Source organism: Halalkalibacter urbisdiaboli, from assembly GCF_002156385.1.
In the GTDB taxonomy this organism is placed as follows: Bacteria; Bacillota; Bacilli; order Bacillales; family Bacillaceae_D; genus Halalkalibacter_A; species Halalkalibacter_A urbisdiaboli.
The window spans coordinates 913,043-936,809 of the sequence record NZ_MVJM01000003.1 but is presented as its reverse complement, the minus strand read 5'-3'; the positions used below and the strand labels follow the sequence as shown (position 1 = coordinate 936,809).

General features: G+C 36.3%; 25 protein-coding genes. 19 read left to right on the top strand and 6 right to left on the bottom strand.

Features of this window, described 5'->3' with window-relative positions:
• Nucleotides 1-138 precede the first annotated feature (138 nt).
• Together B1R93_RS19040 and B1R93_RS19035 are read left to right on the top strand one after the other, a co-directional pair.
• Nucleotides 139-927, top strand: a complete 789-nt coding sequence (locus B1R93_RS19040; protein ID WP_088105522.1) for a VOC family protein — start codon at nt 139-141, stop codon at nt 925-927.
• A 79-nt stretch (nt 928-1,006) separates the two neighbouring features.
• Nucleotides 1,007-1,807 carry a nucleotidyltransferase domain-containing protein gene (locus B1R93_RS19035; RefSeq protein ID WP_165763880.1) on the top strand — a complete coding sequence of 267 codons (801 nt, stop codon included), beginning with the start codon at nt 1,007-1,009 and terminating at the stop codon, nt 1,805-1,807.
• Nucleotides 1,808-1,996: 189 nt separating this feature from the next.
• Here the strand turns inward: B1R93_RS19035 and B1R93_RS23980 are convergent, their stop codons facing one another.
• A complete protein-coding gene (locus B1R93_RS23980) occupies nt 1,997-2,086 on the bottom strand; it encodes a putative holin-like toxin (protein ID WP_425348980.1) in 90 nt (29 codons plus the stop codon).
• A 163-nt stretch (nt 2,087-2,249) separates the two neighbouring features.
• Here B1R93_RS23980 and B1R93_RS19030 point away from each other — a divergent pair, with 163 nt between their 5' ends.
• From B1R93_RS19030 to speD, 4 genes are all read left to right on the top strand, one after another.
• Nucleotides 2,250-2,915 (top strand): hypothetical protein, encoded by a 666-nt coding sequence (locus B1R93_RS19030; RefSeq protein WP_088105520.1) that lies wholly within the window; start codon nt 2,250-2,252, stop codon nt 2,913-2,915.
• Between the two features lie 22 nt (nt 2,916-2,937).
• Nucleotides 2,938-3,417 carry a GNAT family N-acetyltransferase gene (locus tag B1R93_RS19025; RefSeq protein ID WP_245308329.1) on the top strand — a complete coding sequence of 160 codons (480 nt, stop codon included), beginning with the start codon at nt 2,938-2,940 and terminating at the stop codon, nt 3,415-3,417.
• On the top strand, nt 3,414-3,746 hold the full coding sequence (locus tag B1R93_RS19020; protein WP_245308328.1) for an aminoacyl-tRNA hydrolase: 333 nt from the start codon (nt 3,414-3,416) through the stop codon (nt 3,744-3,746). The genes B1R93_RS19025 and B1R93_RS19020 overlap by 4 nt, the downstream gene beginning before the upstream one ends.
• Before the next feature lie 73 nt (nt 3,747-3,819).
• Nucleotides 3,820-4,629, top strand: a complete 810-nt coding sequence (gene speD, locus B1R93_RS19015; protein ID WP_088105517.1) for an adenosylmethionine decarboxylase — start codon at nt 3,820-3,822, stop codon at nt 4,627-4,629.
• Nucleotides 4,630-4,806: 177 nt separating this feature from the next.
• Here speD and B1R93_RS19010 read toward each other — a convergent pair whose 3' ends face one another.
• Together B1R93_RS19010 and B1R93_RS19005 are read right to left on the bottom strand one after the other, a co-directional pair.
• Nucleotides 4,807-5,058, bottom strand: a complete 252-nt coding sequence (locus B1R93_RS19010) for a DUF2524 family protein (protein ID WP_088105516.1) — start codon at nt 5,056-5,058, stop codon at nt 4,807-4,809.
• Nucleotides 5,059-5,094: 36 nt separating this feature from the next.
• Complete coding sequence (locus tag B1R93_RS19005) at nt 5,095-5,865, bottom strand: aspartate/glutamate racemase family protein (protein WP_245308327.1); 771 nt, start codon at nt 5,863-5,865, stop codon at nt 5,095-5,097.
• Nucleotides 5,866-5,940: 75 nt separating this feature from the next.
• Here B1R93_RS19005 and B1R93_RS19000 point away from each other — a divergent pair, with 75 nt between their 5' ends.
• The 7 genes from B1R93_RS19000 to B1R93_RS18970 all read left to right on the top strand — a co-directional run bounded on the left by B1R93_RS19000 (nt 5,941) and on the right by B1R93_RS18970 (nt 11,174).
• Nucleotides 5,941-6,198, top strand: coding sequence for an alpha/beta-type small acid-soluble spore protein (locus B1R93_RS19000; protein ID WP_088105515.1), 258 nt, complete (start codon nt 5,941-5,943; stop codon nt 6,196-6,198).
• A 15-nt stretch (nt 6,199-6,213) separates the two neighbouring features.
• A complete protein-coding gene (locus tag B1R93_RS18995) occupies nt 6,214-7,170 on the top strand; it encodes a calcium/sodium antiporter (RefSeq protein ID WP_088105514.1) in 957 nt (318 codons plus the stop codon).
• A gap of 264 nt (nt 7,171-7,434) precedes the next feature.
• Nucleotides 7,435-8,553, top strand: coding sequence for a sporulation integral membrane protein YtvI (gene ytvI / locus B1R93_RS18990; RefSeq protein WP_245308326.1), 1,119 nt, complete (start codon nt 7,435-7,437; stop codon nt 8,551-8,553).
• Between the two features lie 13 nt (nt 8,554-8,566).
• Nucleotides 8,567-9,397, top strand: a complete 831-nt coding sequence (locus B1R93_RS18985; RefSeq protein ID WP_425348979.1) for a DUF368 domain-containing protein — start codon at nt 8,567-8,569, stop codon at nt 9,395-9,397.
• A gap of 271 nt (nt 9,398-9,668) precedes the next feature.
• Nucleotides 9,669-10,058: a sporulation protein gene (locus tag B1R93_RS18980; RefSeq protein WP_088105512.1), complete on the top strand. Its 390-nt coding sequence runs from the start codon at nt 9,669-9,671 to the stop codon at nt 10,056-10,058.
• Between the two features lie 27 nt (nt 10,059-10,085).
• The gene (locus tag B1R93_RS18975) at nt 10,086-10,364 is read left to right on the top strand and encodes a YkvA family protein (RefSeq protein ID WP_088105511.1); all 279 of its coding nucleotides are present in this window, start codon (nt 10,086-10,088) and stop codon (nt 10,362-10,364) included.
• 27 nt (nt 10,365-10,391) lie between these two features.
• Entirely contained in the window at nt 10,392-11,174 is a 783-nt protein-coding gene (locus B1R93_RS18970; RefSeq protein WP_088105510.1) for a TerC family protein, read from the top strand.
• 93 nt (nt 11,175-11,267) lie between these two features.
• Here B1R93_RS18970 and B1R93_RS18965 read toward each other — a convergent pair whose 3' ends face one another.
• Entirely contained in the window at nt 11,268-12,809 is a 1,542-nt protein-coding gene (locus tag B1R93_RS18965; RefSeq protein ID WP_088105509.1) for a sensor domain-containing protein, read from the bottom strand.
• Between the two features lie 446 nt (nt 12,810-13,255).
• Between B1R93_RS18965 and B1R93_RS18960 the strand changes: the two genes are divergently transcribed.
• From B1R93_RS18960 to B1R93_RS18950, 3 genes are all read left to right on the top strand, one after another.
• Nucleotides 13,256-14,128: a helix-turn-helix transcriptional regulator gene (locus B1R93_RS18960; protein WP_165763879.1), complete on the top strand. Its 873-nt coding sequence runs from the start codon at nt 13,256-13,258 to the stop codon at nt 14,126-14,128.
• Nucleotides 14,129-14,212: 84 nt separating this feature from the next.
• Nucleotides 14,213-18,574 carry a pectate lyase gene (gene pelA, locus B1R93_RS18955; protein WP_088105507.1) on the top strand — a complete coding sequence of 1,454 codons (4,362 nt, stop codon included), beginning with the start codon at nt 14,213-14,215 and terminating at the stop codon, nt 18,572-18,574.
• A gap of 147 nt (nt 18,575-18,721) precedes the next feature.
• Nucleotides 18,722-20,011 carry a LysM peptidoglycan-binding domain-containing protein gene (locus tag B1R93_RS18950; RefSeq protein WP_088105506.1) on the top strand — a complete coding sequence of 430 codons (1,290 nt, stop codon included), beginning with the start codon at nt 18,722-18,724 and terminating at the stop codon, nt 20,009-20,011.
• A gap of 72 nt (nt 20,012-20,083) precedes the next feature.
• On the opposite strand, the gene B1R93_RS18945 is transcribed toward B1R93_RS18950, so the two are convergent.
• Entirely contained in the window at nt 20,084-20,962 is an 879-nt protein-coding gene (locus B1R93_RS18945; protein ID WP_088105505.1) for a manganese catalase, read from the bottom strand.
• 67 nt (nt 20,963-21,029) lie between these two features.
• Nucleotides 21,030-21,752, bottom strand: coding sequence for a YwaF family protein (locus B1R93_RS18940; RefSeq protein ID WP_088105504.1), 723 nt, complete (start codon nt 21,750-21,752; stop codon nt 21,030-21,032).
• 110 nt (nt 21,753-21,862) lie between these two features.
• Between B1R93_RS18940 and B1R93_RS18935 the strand changes: the two genes are divergently transcribed.
• From B1R93_RS18935 to B1R93_RS18925, 3 genes are all read left to right on the top strand, one after another.
• Complete coding sequence (locus tag B1R93_RS18935) at nt 21,863-22,270, top strand: DUF4395 family protein (protein WP_088105503.1); 408 nt, start codon at nt 21,863-21,865, stop codon at nt 22,268-22,270.
• A gap of 72 nt (nt 22,271-22,342) precedes the next feature.
• Nucleotides 22,343-22,645, top strand: a complete 303-nt coding sequence (locus B1R93_RS18930; RefSeq protein ID WP_088105502.1) for a hypothetical protein — start codon at nt 22,343-22,345, stop codon at nt 22,643-22,645.
• 118 nt (nt 22,646-22,763) lie between these two features.
• The gene (locus tag B1R93_RS18925; RefSeq protein WP_088105501.1) at nt 22,764-23,606 is read left to right on the top strand and encodes an endonuclease/exonuclease/phosphatase family protein; all 843 of its coding nucleotides are present in this window, start codon (nt 22,764-22,766) and stop codon (nt 23,604-23,606) included.
• Nucleotides 23,607-23,767: the final 161 nt, after the last annotated feature.

Below are 23,767 nucleotides of genomic sequence, written 5' to 3'. Positions count from 1 at the left end.
ATCTAATAAATTCATACAAATATAAGAACTTGTCCTTGCCTTTTTCGTTTATAATTAGATTTATATCCTAGATTCTTTTTTCTTGTTTTTGAAAAAAGAAATTTTCTGTATTTCATATAGATAAACAGGGGGGAACGAATGATTACTCATTTCAGTGGGATAACGATACCAACTGTCTCCATACAGCATGTTAGACAAGTATATGCAGAGCTACTAAGATTTCCGATTATGGATGAATTCCAACAAGAAATTACTTTTCAAATAACTGAATGTTGCACACTTACATTTGTAGAAAAAAATCAGCCAATTACTCCTGTTCATTTCGCTATTCAAGTCTCATTTTCTACCTTTTATGAAACAGTAAGATTCATCGAGGATTCAGGACTTCTTGTGTTAAATTGGCCAGATGGTCATACCGTAGACAAACAAAAAGGTAGAGTAAATTTATATTTCCGTGATGGTGATGGCAATCTTTTAGAAATCATTGCTCATGATTATATAAACGAACAGGTAGTTCTCCCATATGGTCCACTAAACGCTTTGTATATAAGAGAAATCGGATTTCCTGTTAGTAATGTATCAAACTTTAGGGACTGGTTACATACAGTTCTCGAAATGAAAACATCTGGTCCAGCACAGGATACGTTTAACTTTGTTATTAGCGGAACCGCACATGCTGTTGTGTCATGGGAAGGGCGTCCTTGGATTCCAATTGCAATGAAAGCGCTCCCTTCAACAATACATGTATCACTTGCAACTAATAATCCTACTTTTATAAACAAGGTGAAAAGGAAACTTAGACACCGTGAGGATCTCTACAGTGATGATGTACTTTCTTTTGAAAAAAGTGGATACTCATTTTCGCTGAAATATGCCCCTGTTTATAGTGTAGAAAAACTAAAGGCCCTAAACTTACCAGGTGTTTAATAGGGATTGGTTATTAAAAAAGTAAAATGATGTTTATTTATGTTAAATGACAATTTTCCATGAAAAGGATGTGAAATGTATGGGGAAAATTCCAAATGATATTGAAATATTTGTTCATGCATTTACCGATGAATTAACATATAAGTTCAATGACGTTATTCAAGGTGTTTATTTATATGGTTCAATTGCCCTTGGTGCGTTTAATGAGAACAAAAGTGATATTGACTTTATCGTCCTTCTTAAACGGGAGTTGACAAATGAAGAACTACAGAATTTAAAAACCTGTCATTCTTATTTAAGAAAACAAAAATGGGGCAAAAGACTTGATGGAATGTATCTCTACTATAAAGATATTGGGAAATTAAATCATCATATAACACCTTACCCTTATTGTTCAAACGGAAAAATAAAATTGGGGCATTGGGACGTGAACAATATTACATGGTGGCTCTTAAAAAATCACGGCATTCAAATAATGGGTCCATCAATCTCTAGTTTGAACGTAAAGGTAGAATGGAATAACCTATTTGAAACAATGTCATACAATATAAACCAATACTGGTATCAAAAATCAAAGAAGCCATATCTCTTTTTGTTTTCAGACATGGTTGAATTTGCCGTTACAACCCTCTGTAGAATTATTTATTCACTCAATAATGAAGCAATCATTTCTAAAGATGCTGCGGTTAAATATGTTCTATACACCTTTCCTGATAAGTGGGAACTACTTTTAAGGGAAACGATCCGTATTAGAGAATTCACGAACAAACATTCTCTTTATAGTAGCAAGTTGAAAAGGGCCAATGATTGCAAAGAATTTATCAAGTATGCTCATAAGTATTGTAATCAGAATCATTCATTAATATCAGCATTACAATAACGCAGAAACATCTCATAAGATTGATTCTAATTGCACCCTTTCTTCATAAATAGTATAATATTCATATAAATAGGTAGAAAAGACCGTGGTGCTGCCAACACCAACGGTCCAACAATAGAATAGATTCCGATAAAGGAGTCGACGAGCAAATGAAATAATCCACCTAGCCAGTCACAGCTCAAGGGTGGATTATTTTTTATTTTGGAATGACAGTATGGCAACAATTAGTGTAGCAAACGCAATCATTAACATCAAAGTTTGAAACACTGTCAAAAGCATCACCCCCTTCCATGGGGAACATGCCAACCACCCTTGATTTGTTCTATTCTATTGTTTTAACTATTATAACATAAATTCATAGATTATAAGAACAAATGTTCGTAAAAGTGTTTTTTGTTACTCTATACGCCTTGAAACTTGACTCGAATAGGAGCATTGCTCGATGCTAAAACATTTTCTTTTAAATCGGCTACATTTCTTAACGTTACCGGAATTGCATCTTTCAACTAAAGAAAAAGGAGAGTTTGATTCCCTTTACGACTCTTACGTCAAAAATGGACAAGGAGAAACTATTATTTATCAAAGCTCCTTACCAAAATACATGTTTTTAAATTACTTAATCGAAAACAAGAATGTGCTTGTTCACGGTTCACAGAATGATGAAATTGCCCAGTTTGAACCGAGAGAGCAAACATTATTTACAGGTAAGCTTGTTAAGGCGGTTTTTGCATCAAGTGATAGTGTTTGGTCGATGTTTTTTGCGCTTGTAAATAAACAAGACTATGTAGGTTCACTACGAAATGCGTGTTTTACTGCTCAAACAAAGAAAGGATTAAAGCGATATTATTATTTTTCACTTAATAGGGCGTACAAGGGAGAATATTGGGCGCCGGGAACTATTTACCTTTTTCCAAGAAAGGATTTCGAGCAGGGAGGCGTTGCTAATGAATGGATATGTAAACATAAAATAAGTCCATTAGCGAGGATAAAGATAACCGAAGAAGATTTCCCATTTATGAATGACATCAGTAGACATCTCGAAAGCGATTCTCTGTTTAAAACATTGTGGAATGTTCTCGTTTTAAACAAAAGGAATGCAGACAAGTAGTTTTATGAAAGGGAGTATTATTGTGTATTTTGAAACATCGAAACAGGAGGATGCGCAAATCATTCATCGTTTAATGCATCAAGCATTTCAAGAATATCATGCTTCAGAACCTCCATCGACAGCTCTAGAGGAGACAGTTGAATCAATACAAAATGCTTTAAATCAAGGAGAACAAGCCATTATTGCTTACGAAGATCATGAACCGATTGCGATGGTTCGCTTTCGATATGTAAACGAGGGTCTTTATTTTTACCGTTTGTCGGTATTGCCAACAAAACAGGGGAAAGGCATTGCAAAAAAACTCGTACATCAACTCGAGATTTTTGCGTCTGAGCGTGGGGTTAAACAGGTCTTTTGTAAGGTTCGCAAGGATATACTTAGAAATATCCATTTGTATCAAAGACTTGGCTATTCTGTGTGTCAAGAAGAAAGAACAAATCACCCAAAGCTTACAATTGTTACTATGAGTAAGAAATTATCAGAAAGGAGGGGTTACTGGTGAATGGATATGTTCAGTATTATATAGTAAACGAAGATTTACAGATGTCAGCAGGTAAAGTAGCGGCTCAAGTAGCGCATGCAGCTACACAGGCAGTTTTATTTTATCATAAAAACGCAGGCTTTCACGATTGGCTCCAAACAGGTCAGACAAAAATCGTTTTAAAAGCAAAACAAAAGGAGTTAGAGGCTTTGCTTGAGCATGATTTTGTTTCGATTCGAGACGCTGGAAAAACGGAAATTGCAGCTGGAAGTTTAACCGTTGTATGTTTACCTCCAATGAAAAAAGAAGACGCTAAATCTTTAACTAGTACTTTTCGATTGTATAAATAATGTTTTTTATTAACAGCAATGGGTACACTATAAATAAAGGTTTAAAAACTAGAAAAGTAAGGGGAAATAAAACATGAAACTTACACCTGAACAACGTATTACATTACATGGCTTTAATAACCTTACAAAATCGCTCAGCTTTAATATGTACGACATTTGTTATACGAAAACGAAAGAAGAACGTGAAGCTTATATTGAATACATAGATGAGCAATACAATGCTGACAGATTAACAGAAATACTTAAAAATGTCTCTGAAATTATTGGGGCACATGTCTTAAATGTAGCGAAACAGGATTATGTTCCACAAGGAGCAAGCGTGACCATTTTAGTTTCTGAAGGACCGATAGTTGAAGTCCCTACGGAATCCTTTGATGAATCTCCAGGTCCACTACCAGATTCTGTTGTTATGCAATTAGATAAAAGTCATATTACGGTTCATACGTACCCAGAATATCATCCAGATGAAGGAATAAGTACCTTTCGGGCTGATATTGATGTGTCAACCTGTGGTGAAATTTCTCCACTAAAAGCGTTAAACTATTTAATTCACTCTTTTGATACAGACATTATGACGATTGATTATCGAGTACGAGGTTTTACACGGGATATTAGTGGTCATAAATTATTTATCGATCATGATATTAGTTCGATTCAAAATTACATTCCTGATATAGCGAAAGAGCAATTTGATATGATCGATGTCAATATTTATCAGGAGAACATTTTTCATACAAAATGCAAGCTGAAAAATTTTGACATTAACAATTATCTCTTCGGCTATACGAAGGACAAGCTAAGTAACGAAGAAATAGAGGAAATTACTGATCGATTAACGAAAGAAATGGATGAAATTTATTACGGTAAAAATATGAACGGCTAAGCAAAAAGACTTAGCCGTTCTTTCTTTTTAAATGGAGAATAAAACAGAACACAGATTCAATTATCAAACACAATACTTATTTTCAAAAAACAGCAGAAAAATGAGGAATAAAAAGGTCTCTGTAGTTCATGCAATACCACTTAAAAACCACTACACTTCCAGAAGTGACCTTATTTCCTATATTCCGCGCACCATCGTCTTTTGAACTCCTTTTACGCGTTCAAGGGCGTTAGATAATGCTTCTTTTTCTTCAGCGGATGCTTGGCTTAGTAACCCTAAAATTTCTTCTTCTCGCTCCTCTAATTCTTTTTGAGCTAGTGCAAATTCTGTAGGGTCATTTTCTCTAATGATTTTAACTTCCATTAATTCATTTAAGGCGCGCTCAATTGTTTCCTCCACTTTTTCTAATAAAGGATTTATCTCTTCCATATTAATTCCTCCTAAATGTCAAACGGTATTCCGTTTTTATAAATAACCTTGATATCTCGGCTTGACAAAGGTTGAGTGAACATAGTCAATCATCGTTTTATAATCGAATACGGGAAGTTGACTTACCTTTTGTATCGCCTTTGCATAGGGTGGTAAAAAACTACATTCTAGTAAGATTGCCTTAATGCCTTTATCCCTTTGAACTAGATCTTTTGTAACAGCAACTACTTCCTGCTCAATAAGCATAGAATCTAAAGTGCCGGTTTCAGCTATGCAAGCTTGATAAAAATGGTCGGTGTTTTCAAGACCCTTTATTTTTATACGATTCATATCTGTGACACCAGACTCATAAAGAAGAGCATCGGTAAGCATAGTTGAATCAGCAGTAATGATACCGACCTTTTCATCTCTACTTAGAAGATGCAGTATAAATGGTAATTGAATTAAGCTTGAAAGAAATACAGGAACATTCAAGGCTCGGCGGAGTTCTTTCTGATAATACAGGAAAAAACCACAGTCACCAGTAATTGTTTTTGCACCGTCTCGTACGAGTTCTTTTCCTCTTAAGAGAATTTCTTGAAGAACTTCCGGCTCTTTTGACATCATTTTATTAGCGGTTATTTTGTGTAACGTCCGATATAGAATAGGGTAAGAGAACGATGTTGCATTACCGACATCACCTGGAATCATTGGAACAAAAGTATCGAGCATTAAGATTCCAATCGTATGACCATAAAAAACTTGTCCGTTGTTCGCTTGATATATCATTGCATCACCTTCATTACGCATTACCTTTAGCATTCCCATTATTCATATCCTTATCATAATAAGAAGCCAGAAGGAAAACATAAGAGGGACGTAGAATATAAGGAGTTGATAAACATGACAAAAAATAAACTGCTTGTACCAGAGGCACGCCCAGCGGTAGATCATTTTAAAGGTCAGGTTATGAATGAAAAGGGATATCAAGCTCAGTCATCAGAAAAGCTCAAATATGAAGTAGCTGAAAATCTTAACGTACCTCTTACGAAAGGCGACAATGGCGAATTACGTTCGAAAGATGCTGGAAAGGTGGGAGGAGAAATAGGCGGTACAATGGTAAAGGAAATGATAAAAATGGCCATGAAAAACTTGAGATAATAAGGTTGGTGTAAAATGACCTATTTATTACTGCTATTAGGGTTCGGTTTATTAATAAAGGGAGCCAATTATTTTGTTGATGGCTCCTCGTCAATTGCAAGACTACTCAATGTTTCACCATTATTAATTGGGTTAACGATCGTTGCATTTGGTACAAGCTCACCAGAAGCAACGGTTAGTATATTGGCTGCGGTAAACGGAAATGCCGATGTTGCGATTGGGAATGTCGTTGGAAGTAATATCTTCAATATAACATTAGTGATTGGGATTACAGCGATGCTGAATCCGTTAACAGTTGAAAATGAAACGATTCGTAAAGAAATACCGTTTACATTACTTGCAAGTGTTGCTTTATTAATTTTCATTAGTGATATTACTTTACAATACGCAACTGTTAATACCATCTCCCGCAGTGAAGGCCTTATTTTCCTGTTGTTTTTTTCAGTGTTTCTCTATTATATTTTTGAAGTAGCACGTAGCAAGCGCTCAGAGGATCGTAGCGAAAAACAGCAAGCTACATCAAAAACCTGGACAAAACAAATTGTTCTTACACTTATAGGCCTTGCAGCAATTATCTTTGGTGGAGACCTCGTTGTGAGAAGCAGTACTGAAATTGCATACTCGTTCGGTATGAGTGAAACGTTAGTTGGGTTAACAATTGTTGCACTTGGAACTTCATTACCTGAGTTGGTAACTTCGGTGACAGCCGCTATAAAGAAGCAAAGTGAAATTGCTTTAGGAAATATCGTTGGAAGTAACATTTTTAATATACTTTTTGTCCTCGGTGCAGCATCTGTTTTTGCTCCATTAGAAGTTGATTCGAGAATTTTTATCGATATTATTTTAATGATCGGCTTAACATTTGTTCTACTTACCTTCTCAAGGACCCATTTTACAATCGGAAAATATGAGGGTGCACTATTAACAATTGCTTACATTTCGTATTTAATTTACATTATCATTCGAAATTAATCTTATTGAAAAAAAGTAGTTGTTTTCACCTGCACTAAAGCTTACAATGAGCGTATAATTGAATGAGCGAAAAGGGGAGTAGCTGTACAATATAAGTCGTCATTACAGGATGGTCATCCTCGGCTTTATTGGCAACATTGTTGTTGTTAGCAAGACCTTTTACCAAGGGAAGGGTCTTTGTTTCAAAGGAGACCTTTGCCTTTTGGTAAAGGGTCTTTTTTAGTTGCTAGGTTAAAAAACGATATTTGAGGAGGTTTACCGAATTTGTCCAATAATAAAATCCTTCAGATGATATTCCGGGTCTTAATTGTTGCAGTATTGGTTGCGATTGGTTTGTATGTCTTTTTTAATGTAGTAACGCTGACTTTTCCTTTTATCATTGCGGCTGTATTCGCTTTTATGATAAATCCGCTTGTGACGTTTTTAGAAAAGATATGTAAATTACCAAGAACGCTTGCTGTTTTAAGCGCGATTTTATTCTTATTTGGACTAGTTGGTGGGGTGTTAACCTTAATTATTTTTAAGCTTGTGGACGGGTTTCAGTATTTATCAAGGCTTGTTCCAACGCATATCGAACAAATCTCCATCAACATACAAGCTTATGTAAATGAACATCTCTTACCGTTATGGATTAAAGGGATTGGAATGATAGATCATTTAGAGGATTCACAAAGATCGGCTATTGAAAATAGCATTCAGCAATTAGGGGTTCAATTTGCGTCTATACTCGGAAATGTTGGACAAGCCATTGCAAACAGTCTCTCTCATTTTGTCGGAGCTTTACCAATTACGCTGACAGTTTTTATCTTTATCATCTTGTCATTATATTTCATAAGCAAAGACTGGAATCACTACCGGTTATCACTTAAAAAGAAATTACCAGTTACTGTTACAGAACGATTCGTTCAAGTATATGTAGATTTAAAATCAAAGGTGATCGGCTTTATTACTGCCCAATGTATTTTGATCAGTATGACAGCGATTTTAAATTTTATAGGACTTCTTGTATTAAAAGTTGAGCACCCCTTAACAATTGCGCTCGTATTAGGGGTTGTTGATTTATTACCTTACTTAGGGACTGGAATTATTCTCATTCCATGGGCCGTTTATAGTTTAGTTATGGGTGATCTCTTTTTAGGAGTGGGGCTCCTTATTTTATACGGACTGACGATTATTTTAAGACAATTTGCTGAGCCTAAAGTTTTATCATCAAGTTTAGGGCTTAACCCTTTAGCAACACTTATATCTTTATTCGTAGGCCTTCAACTTTTTGGTTTTATCGGGCTCGTCATCGGTCCTGTTATTTTAGTTATAGTTGTCTCTATGCACCAAGCTAATGTTTTTGAAGGGATATGGCGGTTTATCAAAAATGAACCTGAATAACAACTAGAGGAGAATGACCTTGTTTAAGTGGATGAATATTTTTAAAGGAATAGCAATGGGAGTGAGTGATTTAATTCCAGGAGTTAGTGGAGGAACCATTGCGTTATTACTAGGGATTTATCAAACATTAGTTGCGGCTATTAATGGAGTTTTTACGAAGAAGTGGAAGGAACACCTCCTTTTTCTTATTCCAATTGGTTTAGGTATAGGAATTGCATTAGTATCATTAAGTCGGTTAATTGAATGGTTATTATCAAATTACCCACAACCTACGTTTTTCTTTTTCTTAGGCCTTACAGTCGCAATCATTCCGACTCTATTAAAGGAAATCAAGTATAAAGAATCGTTTCAATTACATCATTATTTACTTGTCGTATTTGCAACCATTTTGGTCGCATCAACGGCAATTGTAAAAGAGGATAAGATGACCCCAATCATGAAACATTTAGAATGGAGTGATTATGTTTTTCTATTTATTTCTGGTTGGTTAGCAAGTTCGGCAATGATTTTACCAGGAATAAGCGGGTCGTTTGTTTTGCTGCTTTTAGGTGTGTATCCAACGATAATAAATGCATTATCCACATTGAACCTTCATGTACTAGCTTTTACAGGAAGTGGGATAGTGATAGGTCTAATTTTGACGACTAAATTAATAACGTATTTATTTAATATGTATCGAGTAAGTACGTATGCAATTATTATCGGATTTATAATCGGTTCTACTATCGTTATTTATCCAGGAATGGTCAACGACCCTTTGCTCTTTATACTTAGTGTTACATCCTTTATAGTTGGGTTTTTAGTTGTTTTCAGTCTTAGTAAATTTGAAAATACTAAAGTATAATCCTTTGTTACAAAAAAAGATATTGACTTATTGAGATAGCTAGATTATGATAATTATATAAAATAATTCAATACGGTTTCTCCTAAAGGGGAGTAGCTTTTACAGCAAAGTCGTCATTTCGGAGTCTTTTACTCTCGGCTTTGTTGGCAACGAATGTTGTTAGCAAGACCTTTACCGTTGGTAAAGGTCTTTATTATTTTAAAGCCTTTACCATTCAATGGTGAAGGTTTTTTGTTTGTTTTTATTAAATGATGATAGGAGTGAGTTTAAGATGTTATTAAGAAAATATATGTCATTAATAGGGGTAGGTTCTGCTCAAATTGATTTAATTTTACCGAAAACCACCTATAAAACAGGCGAACAAATTCATGGATATTACCTTATTAAAGGGGGAACGATCGAACAACAAATAAAGAGAATCGATTGTGATCTAGTCATGTCAGACGATTTACATGACACTGAGACAATTATTGATTCAACAAGTTTTTTGACAACGCAACTGATTTATTCTGGAGAAAGGAATAAAATATCATTTCAGTTTACCTTACCAAAACATACGAAACGTTCTTCCAAACATATTTCCTATTATTTTAAAACAACGCTGACATTTAATGAGGGAGTGGAAAGCAGGGACGAGGATATGATTCGAATAATCGAATAAGGAAAACGACCTAGTTGAGGTGATTAGATGCGAAAAGCATTGAAAAGAATGACGTTTATTTTTAAAGTATGGAAATTTATGCCGTTCTTAAAAGATTATTTTCTCTCAAAAGAGGTTTCAAAAAGTAAAAAAATAATTGGAGTCATGTTGATCGTTGGCTACGCCATCTTTCCATTTGATATCCTTCCTGATTTTCTAACCTTTTTTGGGATCATTGATGATTTGGTCATTGCAACGTTTATTTTTGAGAGAATGGTCAAAATGGCACCAGATTCTCTAAAAGATAAATATAACGTTGAACGATAATTTAAACAAAAAGGAGATTGATAGTACGTGGAATTAGCTATTTTAATTGAGTATGGTTGGGTTTTGCTTCTTCTGATCGCGATTGAAGGTCTTTTAGCAGCAGACAATGCATTAGTCTTAGCAATAATGGTAAAACATCTTCCTGAGGAACAGAGAAAAAAAGCACTCTTTTACGGTCTTGCCGGAGCATTTGTTTTCCGATTTGGTTCACTTTTTGCGATTTCATTTCTAGTTGATGTATGGCAAGTTCAAGCCATTGGTGCACTATATCTACTATTCATTGCTTGCAATCATATTTTCAGAAAAGTTATTGTTAAAAAAGCAGATGAATCTATTAAACAAAAGGATGAAACAAAAAAATCTGGTTTTTGGATGACAGTGTTCAAGGTAGAACTTGCAGATATTGCGTTTGCTGTTGATTCGATTCTTGCAGCGGTTGCATTGGCTGTAGTACTTCCTGATACGGGTCTTCCTCATATCGGGGGGTTAGATGGTGGAAAGTTCCTTATTATTTTCGCTGGCGGCTTTATCGGATTAATTATTATGAGATTTGCAGCAAACTTCTTTGTTAATTTACTTCATACGAGACCTGGTCTTGAAATTGCAGCCTTTGTTATTGTTGGATGGGTAGGAGTAAAATTATCTGTTTACACAATGTCGCACCCTGCATTAGCCATTTTACCTGAGGGCTTTGCTAAGTCTCCTGAATGGAAAATAACATTTTATGTTGTCCTAGTGTTGATTGCCTTAGGGGGATGGTTTTTATCAAAGGAAAAGAAAGAAGAACCTGCAAAAGAAAAGAGTGCGTAATAAAAGAGTGTTGGAGTTAAAAGAAAAAGCATCAACTATGATTCAGACAGAAGAGGCTGTACTAGGTTATTAAACCTTGGTACAGCCTCTTGTTTATTTTTGAAAATGACTCACGATCTTTTCGAAGAAGTCAAACTTCTTTTGAACAGAAATCTCAATTTCGGGGTTGTAGATTTTAAAGTTATTTTTCCCATTTTTCTTTGCAAAGTACATTGCCTTATCTGCATGTTTAATTAAATCTTCGTCCGTTTCACCATGATTCGGAAAAATACTAATACCAATACTTGGTGAAATTTGTACAGTTTCCTCATTTATCAAAAAAGGCTCTGATAATTGTTCAATAATTCGTTCCGATACTTCGGAGGCTTCACTTTCGGTTATTTCCTCTAGTAGAATGATAAATTCATCTCCACCAAGTCGAGAAACCGTATCACCTTCTCGAACACATTCAGTTAATTTTTTTCCGACCTCGATTAAGAGAGAGTCTCCCATTTCATGACCAAGCGTATCATTAACTCGCTTGAAGCCATCCAAATCGATAAATAAAACAGATAACATGTGATGATGCCTTTTTGAGCGAGCAATTGATTTTTTTAGATTTTCTAGAAGCAAACGTCGGTTTGGTAATTCAGTTAGTTCGTCATAATAGGCAAGGGTTTTCAGTTTATCTTCTTTTCTTTTTTGCCAAGTAATATCTCTTCCAATGTTTAAAGTAGCAGGATTTCCCTCATAAATTATTTCAGCCGTCGCCATTTCTATATCAAATGTCTGGCCATGTTGAGTAGTAATCGTGACAAGCTGCATACCACCTTTGCGAGTCGGAGTCACTTTATTAGGTTGAATGAATTGGTCTACCGACTGATTGAGAAGGTTATCACCAGTCCCTAATAAATCGATCGTCGCTGGGTTTACATAAACGATCTTTCCTTGTCGATGGATAAGAATTATATTTGGTGACAGCTCAACCACAGAACGATATTTCTCTTCGCTAACAGCTAATTGCTCAGTTTGGCGTTTGAGCTCTTGTTGATATTTTTTTGTCTCAGTCACATCATGTAGGATGACATTAAGCTTGATCATTTTACCTGCGTCATTAAAGATGGGCATTCGATGTTCCTCGACCCATCTTATATTGCCGTCAGGTCTTATAATTCTGTATTCCTGTTTTGTTTTTTTAAATAATAGATCTTGTGGTTGGAACACTTCAATAGAATGAACATCATCAGGATGAATGACTTGTTTCCATTGTAATAGGTTTTCTCTTAATTTAACTAAAGATATACCAACTAGACGCTCCATACCAGTTGAAATTTTTAAATCTCCTGTTAGGATATTCACTTGATAATAACAAGCATTCGGATTATTAAAAATGTGTTTTAAATCAATCTCAATTTCGCTTAACTTTTTATCTTTGACTTTTAATTCATCGGAAATCTTATTTACCTTTTTTGTAACCAAAAATAAAATTGGGATAATAATCATCACAAATATTAGATGTTCGATTAGTTTAACCCATAAACTATCACTTGATAAGAGTAGGGATAAAACTAGTTCATTCAATATAATATGTACTAGTACTAACGTAACAGCAATCGTATAAAGCTTAGAGTAAAAGAGAGGTTTAAGTTTCTTCATCACTGAACTCCTATGTTAAATCGAAATAATTTAATGCATATTAAACTCATCATAACACATATCGACAAATTACGACTTATTATCTTTGTAAAAAACGTAATTCAATAAGTGAAACTTCCTCTCTTGAAGAAAAACGCGTAAATATTGCTATGAAAATTGTTGTTTTTTAGCGAAAGCACAGGACTTAAGTCTTTATACTGATACCATCTTACAATTAATGGTAAACCGTAAGAGTATTGTAGTGCTAGGGTATTGAAAGAGAAGGATGTAAAATGTTCTAGGTAAATAACTCCCGTTTTTCAAATAAGATAATTTAATCCGATTAGAGCAATATTTGCACACATTTAGGACAATTAAAGGATATTTTTTCTGTTTTTATCATGTTACGATTACCTTTGTAATCGCTTTCTTTATGTGGTGAATGTTTAAGGAAAGAAGGAATGACTATGAAAGATCGACAAAAATTATTTGAACACAATCGTTTTTGTATAGAGTTAAAGGATGATTACCGTATTCCTATAAACTTTCATTCTCATCCAGGTTATGAAGTTGTTTGGATGATTAAAGGTGAAGCTCAATATATTTTTGAAGAAAAGGTTTATCATATGACAAAAGGGCAGGTCCTTTTTTATAATGCCGAAGAATTACACAAAGTTCATGCACAGCAAGATATTCCATACGAACGTATGGTTTTGCAATTTGATGAAGACTTCTTTTCTAACCCTAGTAATTTATTGACTGAATTAAAGGTATTTCTAGAGTCATTACCATATCCTCATCACATTTTACATTTCTCACCTTGGCAAGCGCAGCAATTCCAGCATATTATGGACAGGCTATTATTTGAATTTAATCATGAAGACAACTGGGGACAAAAAAATGCGCTTGAGTTGTATCTATGTGAATTATTTTTATTTATTTGTCGTGAAATAAAAGCACCTACTAATAAAATTCCGATTTCAAACACTTCTTCAGACAAAGTATCTATGCTTGAAAAAGTGCTGAAGGAGCTTAATTCAGTTTGGGATACATCATGGACCTTAGAAGAAATTGCAGCAAATTTACATTTAAATAAATTTTATTTATGCCATTTTTTTAAAAAAGAATTTGGATTAACGATTCAACAATATATTCAGCAGAGGCGAGTACACGAAGCTAAAAAATTGCTTACGAATACAGATATGACGATTCAAGATATTTCGAAGAGAGTCGGGTTTGTTACGAATTCCAATTTTATACGAAGTTTCAAGAAGGTTGTTCATATGACTCCAAAACAATACCGTGATATATCTGCAACAAACCTAGTTAAATTTTATTAAAACTGACGATTAAAAGGAGGTGGTCAACAGAAAATAGACGGAATATTCAGAATTAAATATCGATAGTTTGAAAGGAGAAAAAGAATGAAACCATCAAAACGTATTAATCAATTTGGCAAAATCTCATTTATTAGTGCTTTTACAGCAATGAGTGTCATGTCAGCGGTTCCTGTACCGAACGGGGTATCAGCGGAGGAAGCAGATTTGAAAATCGTGTTGGAGAGTAATTTCGAGCAGGATGAGACTGGAGCTGTACCTTCTGGTTATACTGTGGCTGAAAGCGGAGGGACTGTACGAATTTCGGAGGACCTTGAAAGCGAAAACAAAAGTGTTTATTTAGATGATACGAGTGAACAAACGAATGTCATATTAAGTAAAGATTTTGAGCCTGTGACAGGTGTTGTCACTTTTAAAATGAAATTTATGCAACCTGAATATACGAGTGCAACAAAGGTAGCAAGAATCAAGGGTGAAGGAAAAACAGCAGTCGTTATTGAAACGAATTCAGGAAACTTAACGTACCGACATGGAGATCAATCACATGAGTCATTGATTACGGTTGAAGAGAACAAATGGTATGAACTTGAAATCGTAATGGATACAGACGCACAAACGACTGACGTTAAGATTAATGGTGAAATGAAAATAGAAGGTGCACCTTTTCATCAGCAAACAGCAATTATTGACTTCTTTGAATCTTTTACACCAAATAGTAAAACACTCGGCCATTATATTGATGATGTAACGGTGTCTGGTTTCCCTCCTATAGAAGAAAAGCCAGTTAATGAAGAAGAGCCTAGCCCTGATAAAGATGAACCAGCAACTATGACAGGCGTGGGGATTTATGAAGCAGAGCATGGAGATTTACATAATGCAATTATCGACAACAAACATGTTGGCTTTACAGGTTCAGGATTTGTCGATTATGCACCTAATGCACCAGGCGGATATATTGAATGGACCGTTGATGTCCCTGAAGATGGCGAGTATACATTAGACTTCCGTTATGCACATGGAGGCACAGATAAAAGACCAGCAGAAATTCGAGTGAATGATGAAGTCGTTGAAGCCGAGCTTCCTTTTGATCCAAGTGGAGATTGGGCTAATTGGATAACAACTTCCATGAAAGCAAATTTGAAGGCTGGAAAAAATGTAATTCGTGCTACCGGTATTGCTTCGAATGGAGGAGCAAATATCGATCATGTTAATGTTTACAAAGAGGTTGATATTATAAGCGAGGCAGAAGACGCTGAACACCATGCTGTTATCATTGATAATAAACATATTGGCTTTACGGGGACAGGCTTTGCTGATTATAATCCTAATGCGCCAGGTGGTTGGATTGAATGGACCGTTGATATTCCAGCTACAGATGAATACACATTGGAATTTCGCTATGCACATGGAGGCACGGATAAACGTCCTGCCGAAATCCTAGTAAATGGAGAGGTAGCGAACCCTGAGTTAGCTTTTGATCCGACAGGTGATTGGGCTGGATGGCAAACAACAACAATGAAAACAATACTACAAGCTGGTAAGAATGTTATTCGAGCTACAGGAATTGCCTCTAGTGGTGGTGCGAATATTGATCATCTTCGCATCCATAATAAATCCGGTGACGTAGAGGATGTTGTTGAACTAGAAGAAGTTGAGCTAACAGAAATTCTTAGTGGTTTACAAATGAAAAAACTAAATAAACTAGGCCTAATAGCCTCTGAACAAAAGCAAGAGCAAGAGCCTATTACTCGTATCGAATTCATGTCTCTTATTAACGATGCATTTGGGTTCACTAAGAACGACACATTTAAGAATATTGAATTAGATTCAGCGGTAGGAGAGGTTTCACTAGACGAGTGGTATTCGTATGTTGTAGAAGCTTCCGAAGATGCAGGCTATCTTCCGACAGATAGTGAAGGGAATGTTGCACCGAATGACTTATTAAATCGTCATGACGCGGCTGTTATGATTGCCTCTGTACTTAACTTAGAACCGAACCCTGATGCTGCGGATGATAACATTCCAGAGAAAACTAAGGGGGCAATTGGAGCCGTAGCAAGTAATGGCTATATGAATCCAAAAAACGGTGGCTTTAGTCCAAAAAAATCAGTAACGGTTGCTGAAGCAAAACAAATTGTCGAGCGAATTGTTGAAGGCAATGAAGCAAAAGAAGTTAATGTTGTCGGTGTGCATTCGGTATCACCTCATATTGTTACCGTAACATTAAATGGGTATTTCGAAGACTTTGATTTTGATGACATCTCAATCATGTCACCAACGGGTAGATGGGAAACGTTAAGCCCAGGCTTAAAAGCTCTTCCAATTACAAAAGCCGCTCAAGCTGTAAACAAATTCGGCCAAACTGTTTTAGTATTTGAAAGCAAGCAACAATGGAATGAAAATGCCAAATTCAACTGGGAACTAGACGAACCTACTTTCTCTGGTGACCTTGAAGCTGCAATAGAACGAGCAGAAAACATGGTCTCATGGCAAATGGATCATGGTGGTTTCTCAAAGGGAATTGATTATAGTCAAACATGGGATGGGGTAAAGCAACGCTCTGTATGGTTAGGGCCAAATGGAGAAGAGCTTGGTATGATTGATAATGATGCTACCATTAAGGAATTAAATTTCCTAGCGCAAGTCTACAATGAAACTGGTGACGAAGAATTAAAACAAAGCATCATAAAGGGAATTGACTTCCTTTTTAACTTACAAGTTGAAACAGGAGGCTTTCCACAGGTTTATCCAGAACGAGCTACTCCTGGAAGCAGTGTCTATTACTCTAATCATGTGACCTTTAACGATGAGGCAATGGTTAATGTCCTTGAACTAATGGAAGCAGCAATGAATAGACAATATCCTTTCAACGGAGATTTAATTAGTGATGACTATGTCGAAAGATTGCAGGATTCCGTTGAACGTGGTGTCGACTATATCTTAAAATCACAAATTGAAGTAGATGGCCAATTACTAGGCTGGAGTGCACAGCACGACCGTGAAACGTATGAACCAAGAGGAGGACGTTCGTATGAACATCCGTCATTGTCAGGCTCAGAGGCTGTTGGTATTGTCCGCTTCCTTATGTCACGACCTGAACAAACACCTGAAATCAAACAAGCAATTTTAGGTGCCTTACAGTGGTTTGATGATGTAAAGCTTGACGGGATCCGTTATGTAAGTGCAGATCCAAATGGGGAATATTTCGTCGAAGATCCTAATGCCGTAACATGGTATCGTTTCTATGAAATTGGCACCAATGAACCAATTTTCTCTGGACGTGATGGGGTAATTAAACGAACAATTCAAGAAATTGAAAAAGAACGTCGTGATGGTTATTCATGGGGTGGTAACTACGCCCAACAGTTACTCGAAGTTGCAAAATCAACCGGTTATTTTGAGAAGAACGTGTATGCTCAAGTAACAAATACAAAATCAAAAGATGAATATGGAAGAACGTTAGTCGCAGGTGAAACAGAAAAGATGGAAGACGTCACGAAGCAGCTAAGCGAGCTAGAAAATGAATTAGTTGTCGATCAAGCAGGTTTAGGTGATTATGAATCGGTTCAAGCTGCTATCGATGCAATACCGACGAATAATTCTGAACCAGTAACCATCCGTATTAAAAATGGGGTATATAAAGAAGTGATTCGTATACCTGCGAATAAACCAAAAGTTACGTTAATTGGTGAAAGTGCAGAGGAGACGGTCATCACGTATGACAATTATGCTGGTCGTGAAAATGGGGTTGGCGGAACCCTCGGCACAAGTGGTAGTGCAACTGCGTTTTTACAAGCAGATGACTTCACTGCCGAAAACTTAACATTTGAAAACTCATTTGATGAGCGTACAGAAACAGATGGAAAACAAGCAGTAGCTGTCAACTCAAGTGGTGAGAGAATGACGTTTAAAAATGTTCGCTTTTTAGGAAACCAGGATACACTGTTAACCAATGGCGGTACACAGTATTTTTATCAGAGCTATATTGAAGGTGATGTCGACTTTATCTTCGGCGGAGCCCGTGCTGTTTTTGAAGATACGGTCATTCACTCATTAGACAGAGGTTCGTCAACAAACAATGGCTATATCACGGCTGCAAGCACAATGATTACAGAGCCTTATGGTTACTTGTTCCTTAATTGTGAATTAACAAGTGATGCAGCACCTGGAACCGTGTACTTAGGAAGACCATGGCATCCAGGCGGTAATCCAGATGCAATCGCAAGTGTGGTGTTCATGGACAGTTACCTTGGTGATCACATTCACAAGCAAGGGTGGACTGACATGTCTGGTTTCTCGCACAAAGATGCTAGATTTTACGAGTATAACAACCACGGCCCAGGCGCAATTCAAGAAGAGACAGACTCTAGAAGGTTATTAACCGATGAGGAAGCGGCCGATTGGACGATTGAAAATGTATTAAAAGGCTGGAATCCAAAAGCCGAATAACGTTTTAGCCCGTTAAATGGAATCATCTATTTAACGGGCTTTCTTTGTAAATTATGGAATGAATTCGATATTAAGTGAATATCTAGCACGCCCATTCATAAATATACGGTATAACGTTAATAAACGATGAATGGAGCGGAGTATACTATGCAAATCCATGTTATTCAAGCCGGAGAGTCTTTATGGAATCTTGCTCAAGCTTATAACACTTCTGTTGAACAAATTGTTCAAGCCAATCAAATCCCCGACCCTAGTCAATTAGTAGTTGGGCAGGCACTTGTCATACCAATTCAAGGAAGGTTTTATTGGGTTCAATCTGGTGATAGTTTGTGGTCGATCGCTCAACGCTTTGGTTTAAATTATGTACAGTTAGCTGAAATAAATCGAATTGATCCAAATCAACAACTTCCGATTGGCTTTCGACTTTACCTTCCGCCATTACCAAAACGAAATGTCGAAACAAATGCGTATATTGAGCCCCGTGGCGGGACAGTAAGCCCAGCTCTTTTAGCTGATGCAAGAGCAGCTGGACCTTATTTAACTTATTTAGCACCTTTTAGCTATGAGGTTCGACGGGATGGTACACTAGATCCCCAACCTTTACAAGGGATTCCAGAGGTCGCAGCTGAGACAGGGGCATCTTTAATGATGGTTGTAACAAACCTCGAAGAAGGACAATTCAGTGGGGAACTCGGCAGAGACATTTTACAAAGTACGGCGGTTCAGGAACGACTTCTCGATAATGTTATCGCTGAAGCAAGAAGAGTCGGCCGTTACACGGATATCCATTTTGATTTTGAATTCTTACCTCCCGACCAAAGGGAAGCGTATAATAACTTTTTAAGAAGAGCTGCAGAACGTCTTCGAGCGGAGGGTCTTCTCATTTCAACAGCTTTGGCACCAAAAACAAGAGCCGATCAACCTGGTCAATGGTATGAAGCACATGATTACCGTGCCCACGGAGAAATTGTAGATTTTGTAGTCTTGATGACATATGAATGGGGATACTCTGGTGGACCTCCTATGCCCGTATCACCAATTAGACAGGTAGAGGAGGTCATTCAATACGCTCTAACCGAAATGCCCGCCAATAAAATTATGATGGGTCAAAATTTATATGGATATGATTGGACGTTACCTTTCGTCGAAGGGGGAGAATACGCACGTGCTGTTAGCCCGCAGCGAGCAATCGAACTAGCAAAACAATACAATGCAGCAATTCAATATGATTTTCAAGCTCAAGCCCCGCATTTTGATTATATTGATGAACAAGGAAGAACACATAAAGTATGGTTTGAGGATGCTAGGTCAATTCAAGCAAAGTTTGACCTATTAAAACGACTAGGTCTAAGGGGAATTAGTTATTGGAAGCTCGGTTTGCCATTCCCTCAAAATTGGCTCCTGATTGCTGAAAATTTTAATGTTATTAAAAGATAGATAAAAACATGCTATATGGTCTATACGTAAAGGTTACAAATCACCCGTGATTTGTAACCTTCTTTGAAATGCTTAGCGAAATTGATTTTGTTGATTAATGTTCATATTACGAGCATTTTGCATCATCCTAATATCTTCCGGCGGAGTTCCGTGCACAAACGGCGGAGCCGGGTTTAAATGAGGTTTATGACCCATTGCTGTTGGGCTTTGAATATACTCGAAATTCCCTTGGCCATCAAAAGATGGTCCATGCGCCCAACTGCCATGACTACTTGCTTCACCTTGAGAGAAATTCATAAAAGAATAGGATACTTCCTGCTTTTCAAAATCACGATTAAAATCGGTAGGAACGAGCGACCCTTGTGTTCGCTCTAGTTCTTCAATGGCGGCCATCCATTGATTCTGATGCATCGCGTCACGTGCAATTAAAAACGAAAGCATATCACGTACCCCAGGATCAGTCGTCATTTCATATAGACGCACTGCCTGTAATCTTCCTTGTGATTCGGCATTTAAGTTCGCTCTAAAGTCCGCTAGTAGGTTACCACTTGCAATTGTATAACGTGCAGTCCATGGGAAGCCAACACTATCATCGGGTCTCGCCCCTAGCCCTGCAACAATCGTATGCTGTGGATTCATTCCTCCTAAAACAGCATGTACAGCTGGATCTACTGCTGCTAATTCCTGATCACCTGCTGGAGCACCATCTAATAATTGAGCGATCATTGTCGCAATCATTTCAACGTGAGCAATTTCTTCTGTTGCAATATCTAATATCATGTCGCGATATTTATTATCGGCACGACAATTCCAGCCTTGAAATAAATACTGCATCATAACAGACATTTCACCATATTGCCCACCAAGAATTTCTTGAAGCTTCTTTGCATAAACGGGATCAGGTTGTGAAGGCTTTGCATTATACTGAAGTTCTTTTACGTGATAAAACATTTTCAGTCTCCTTTATACGTAATCATGCGTTATTAGTTTGGAAAATGTAGTAAAGACTATGTGTTACTTATTTTTCCATTTTTAAATGACTATCTTTTTTCCAAAATGGTAAATAAAGAAGAAAGTAAATGATGAGAACAACAGCCTCAAGTGAGAGAATATACCAAGGATAGGGACCAAGATAATCAACGATTGTTGGTGTCGTTGGCTTCCGAGCTAAAAACATATAATTAGTCCCAAGGAGTTGATTCATAATAAAGACATAAAGTGCAATCACATTTAATACTACAAAGGATTTAATTAAAGATTTTATTGTAACAATAAACCGTTCGACCCAAACCATGTATAGAATAGCAAGGATAATTGCGAGATGAGCAATAAAAAAGTGAAAGAAACGAAAATGTGGGAATGAATAAAAAAGTTCAGGTGTAACAAGCGCTTGTGTGGCACCACCAATACCAAAAAAATACACGATTTCAAAGGTCGTTCGATGTTTTGTTAACAACATCCAAACACAAAGGAAAAGACTAATAGTACACAATTGAAGTGGCAAATGTGTACGTAAGTCCCAAGTGCCTGTTAAAATAGCCCAAAAAAGAATACTAATTTCTGAACCTAATAAAAGGAACATCAACCCCCATCGAACATATGTTTTCATATAACTTTTATCTCGATGTGAAAATAACCATCCAAGGAACATAAGACATAAAAGCAGAGTCGAAAGATGGGCAGGAGATAAGAACAAAGCTTGTTCAGTTACAGCAGGATCCCAAAAAGACGGATTTTCCATTAAAACCACCACTTTAATCAAAATTAAGTATTAGAGTGAACAAAAATAGAACGAAATATGTTTTTGATAAGAACCATGTTATCATCATTAAAAAGAGGAGGCTTCCTAAGATGGGTATTCCGAAACCACTTGTTCAACTAAACCAAATCTTTATTCTTCTATTTATTCTACTTGCATTTCTCATTCATACAGGATTTTTATTCATACCTTTAATTGTAGGGATAATTACCCTTATAAAAAAACAAAATCCACTTATTCACTTTAGTAAAAACTTCCTGAGAAATACAGCATCAAGTTATATTCAAGAGGATCCAGAGCAACAGCTTTTTAATCAATGGATAGCTACAATTTGTTTGGCTCTATCTATCCTTTTTTATACGTTAAACTTTCATGTTATAGGACATGTGTTTAGTTTGTTGGTTGCAGTTGCAGCAGGCTTGGCACTTGCCGGATTTTGTATCGGCTGTACGATCCGTTATCGGTATAAGATGTGGAGATACAAACAACAAAACAGTTGAACGACACAATTAGCACATAACATTGCATATATTCGCTCAAACTAATAAAAAAAGAATGGAGTTGATAATGCAATGTTTAATAATGTTGGAGGGTCGAGCTCAAGTTATCCTATCTTAGCCTTCGCACTTTACGACTCTGATGCGAATGAAGTCAAAAATTCGCATGATGCATATGATGTCTACGTAAATGAAGAGTATGTAGGCAAAAAGGTGCTTCTAACTGAAACAGAAGATGTAGATGATGTTGTTAGCTTTTTAAATAAACAAGGAATCGAAAATATCGATCATCAGTTAGTTGGCGACCATTATGTTGTAAAAACAGACCAAGCGGACCGCGTCAAAGAAATACTCGACACCTATTTAAAAAACCGATAATGTTTAGGCTCACGAGCAATCGTGAGCCTTTCCTATTTTCCCCTTATGTAAAGATAGCATTCCAACTATTCAGAAATTATAGTAATATAAAGAAAGAATAGTGGGGTGAGGGAAAGTTATGTTCAAAAGAAAACATTTTTTCTTGAGTATATCTAGTATTCTAGTCATTATCTTTTTAATACATAGTGAATATAAATCGACCTTTACTTTGTATCAGCACGAAAAATTTTTAGAAGACGACAAAATGATAACGGTTACAACGTATAATATGAGATATGGAAGAGGACTTGATAATCGTGTGGATCTTAATCGGACAATCGAGACCTTAAATTCATTAAATGCAGATATAATTAGTTTACAAGAGGTTGAACGTTATAGCATTCGCTCGCAATTCATTGATCAAGTAACAGAAATCGCAAACGCACTTGACATGAATGTCGTATTTAACCCATCATTGTCATTTCCAGGGCTTTATTATGGTAATGCAATTCTCTCAAAATTCCCTATAAATGATACTGAAATTATTTCATTTTTGACCAAACGAGAAAATCGTTCCGCCTTATTATCGGAAATCCAAGTGACAAGCTCACAAAAAATTTATGTTCTTAATACACATTTAGGTTTAAATGAAGATGAACGGTTAGAAGCGATTAATGTAATAAGGGATCAGACAGAAACATTAGATGCACCCATTATATTAACTGGAGATTTAAATGCCCTTCCAGACAAAGAAGAATATCAAGAGTGGAATCACTTTCTTACTAAAAGTAACTTAGGCATTCCGATTCAAACGTACTATAGTGAGAACTGGCAGATTGATTATATTTTTCACAGCTGTGATTTTGAAGTTGAGGAGGTTACGGTTTTAGAAAGTGAAGCCTCAGACCATTTTCCTGTTAGTGCTGTACTACATTTACAAGCGCAAAGTATTACAGATGAGTTAGTTTGTCATTTAAATTAGAAACATAATAAAATCGCCTTACCTGGAAACGAAGGTAAGGCAATTTATACTATAGACAAATAATTTTGGCAACCTTGAATTTTTTCAAATCATCTTTATGCTCCTGAATTTGTAAGACCATATTGGTGCCATATCAATTCAAAAATGACTTAATTATTTTA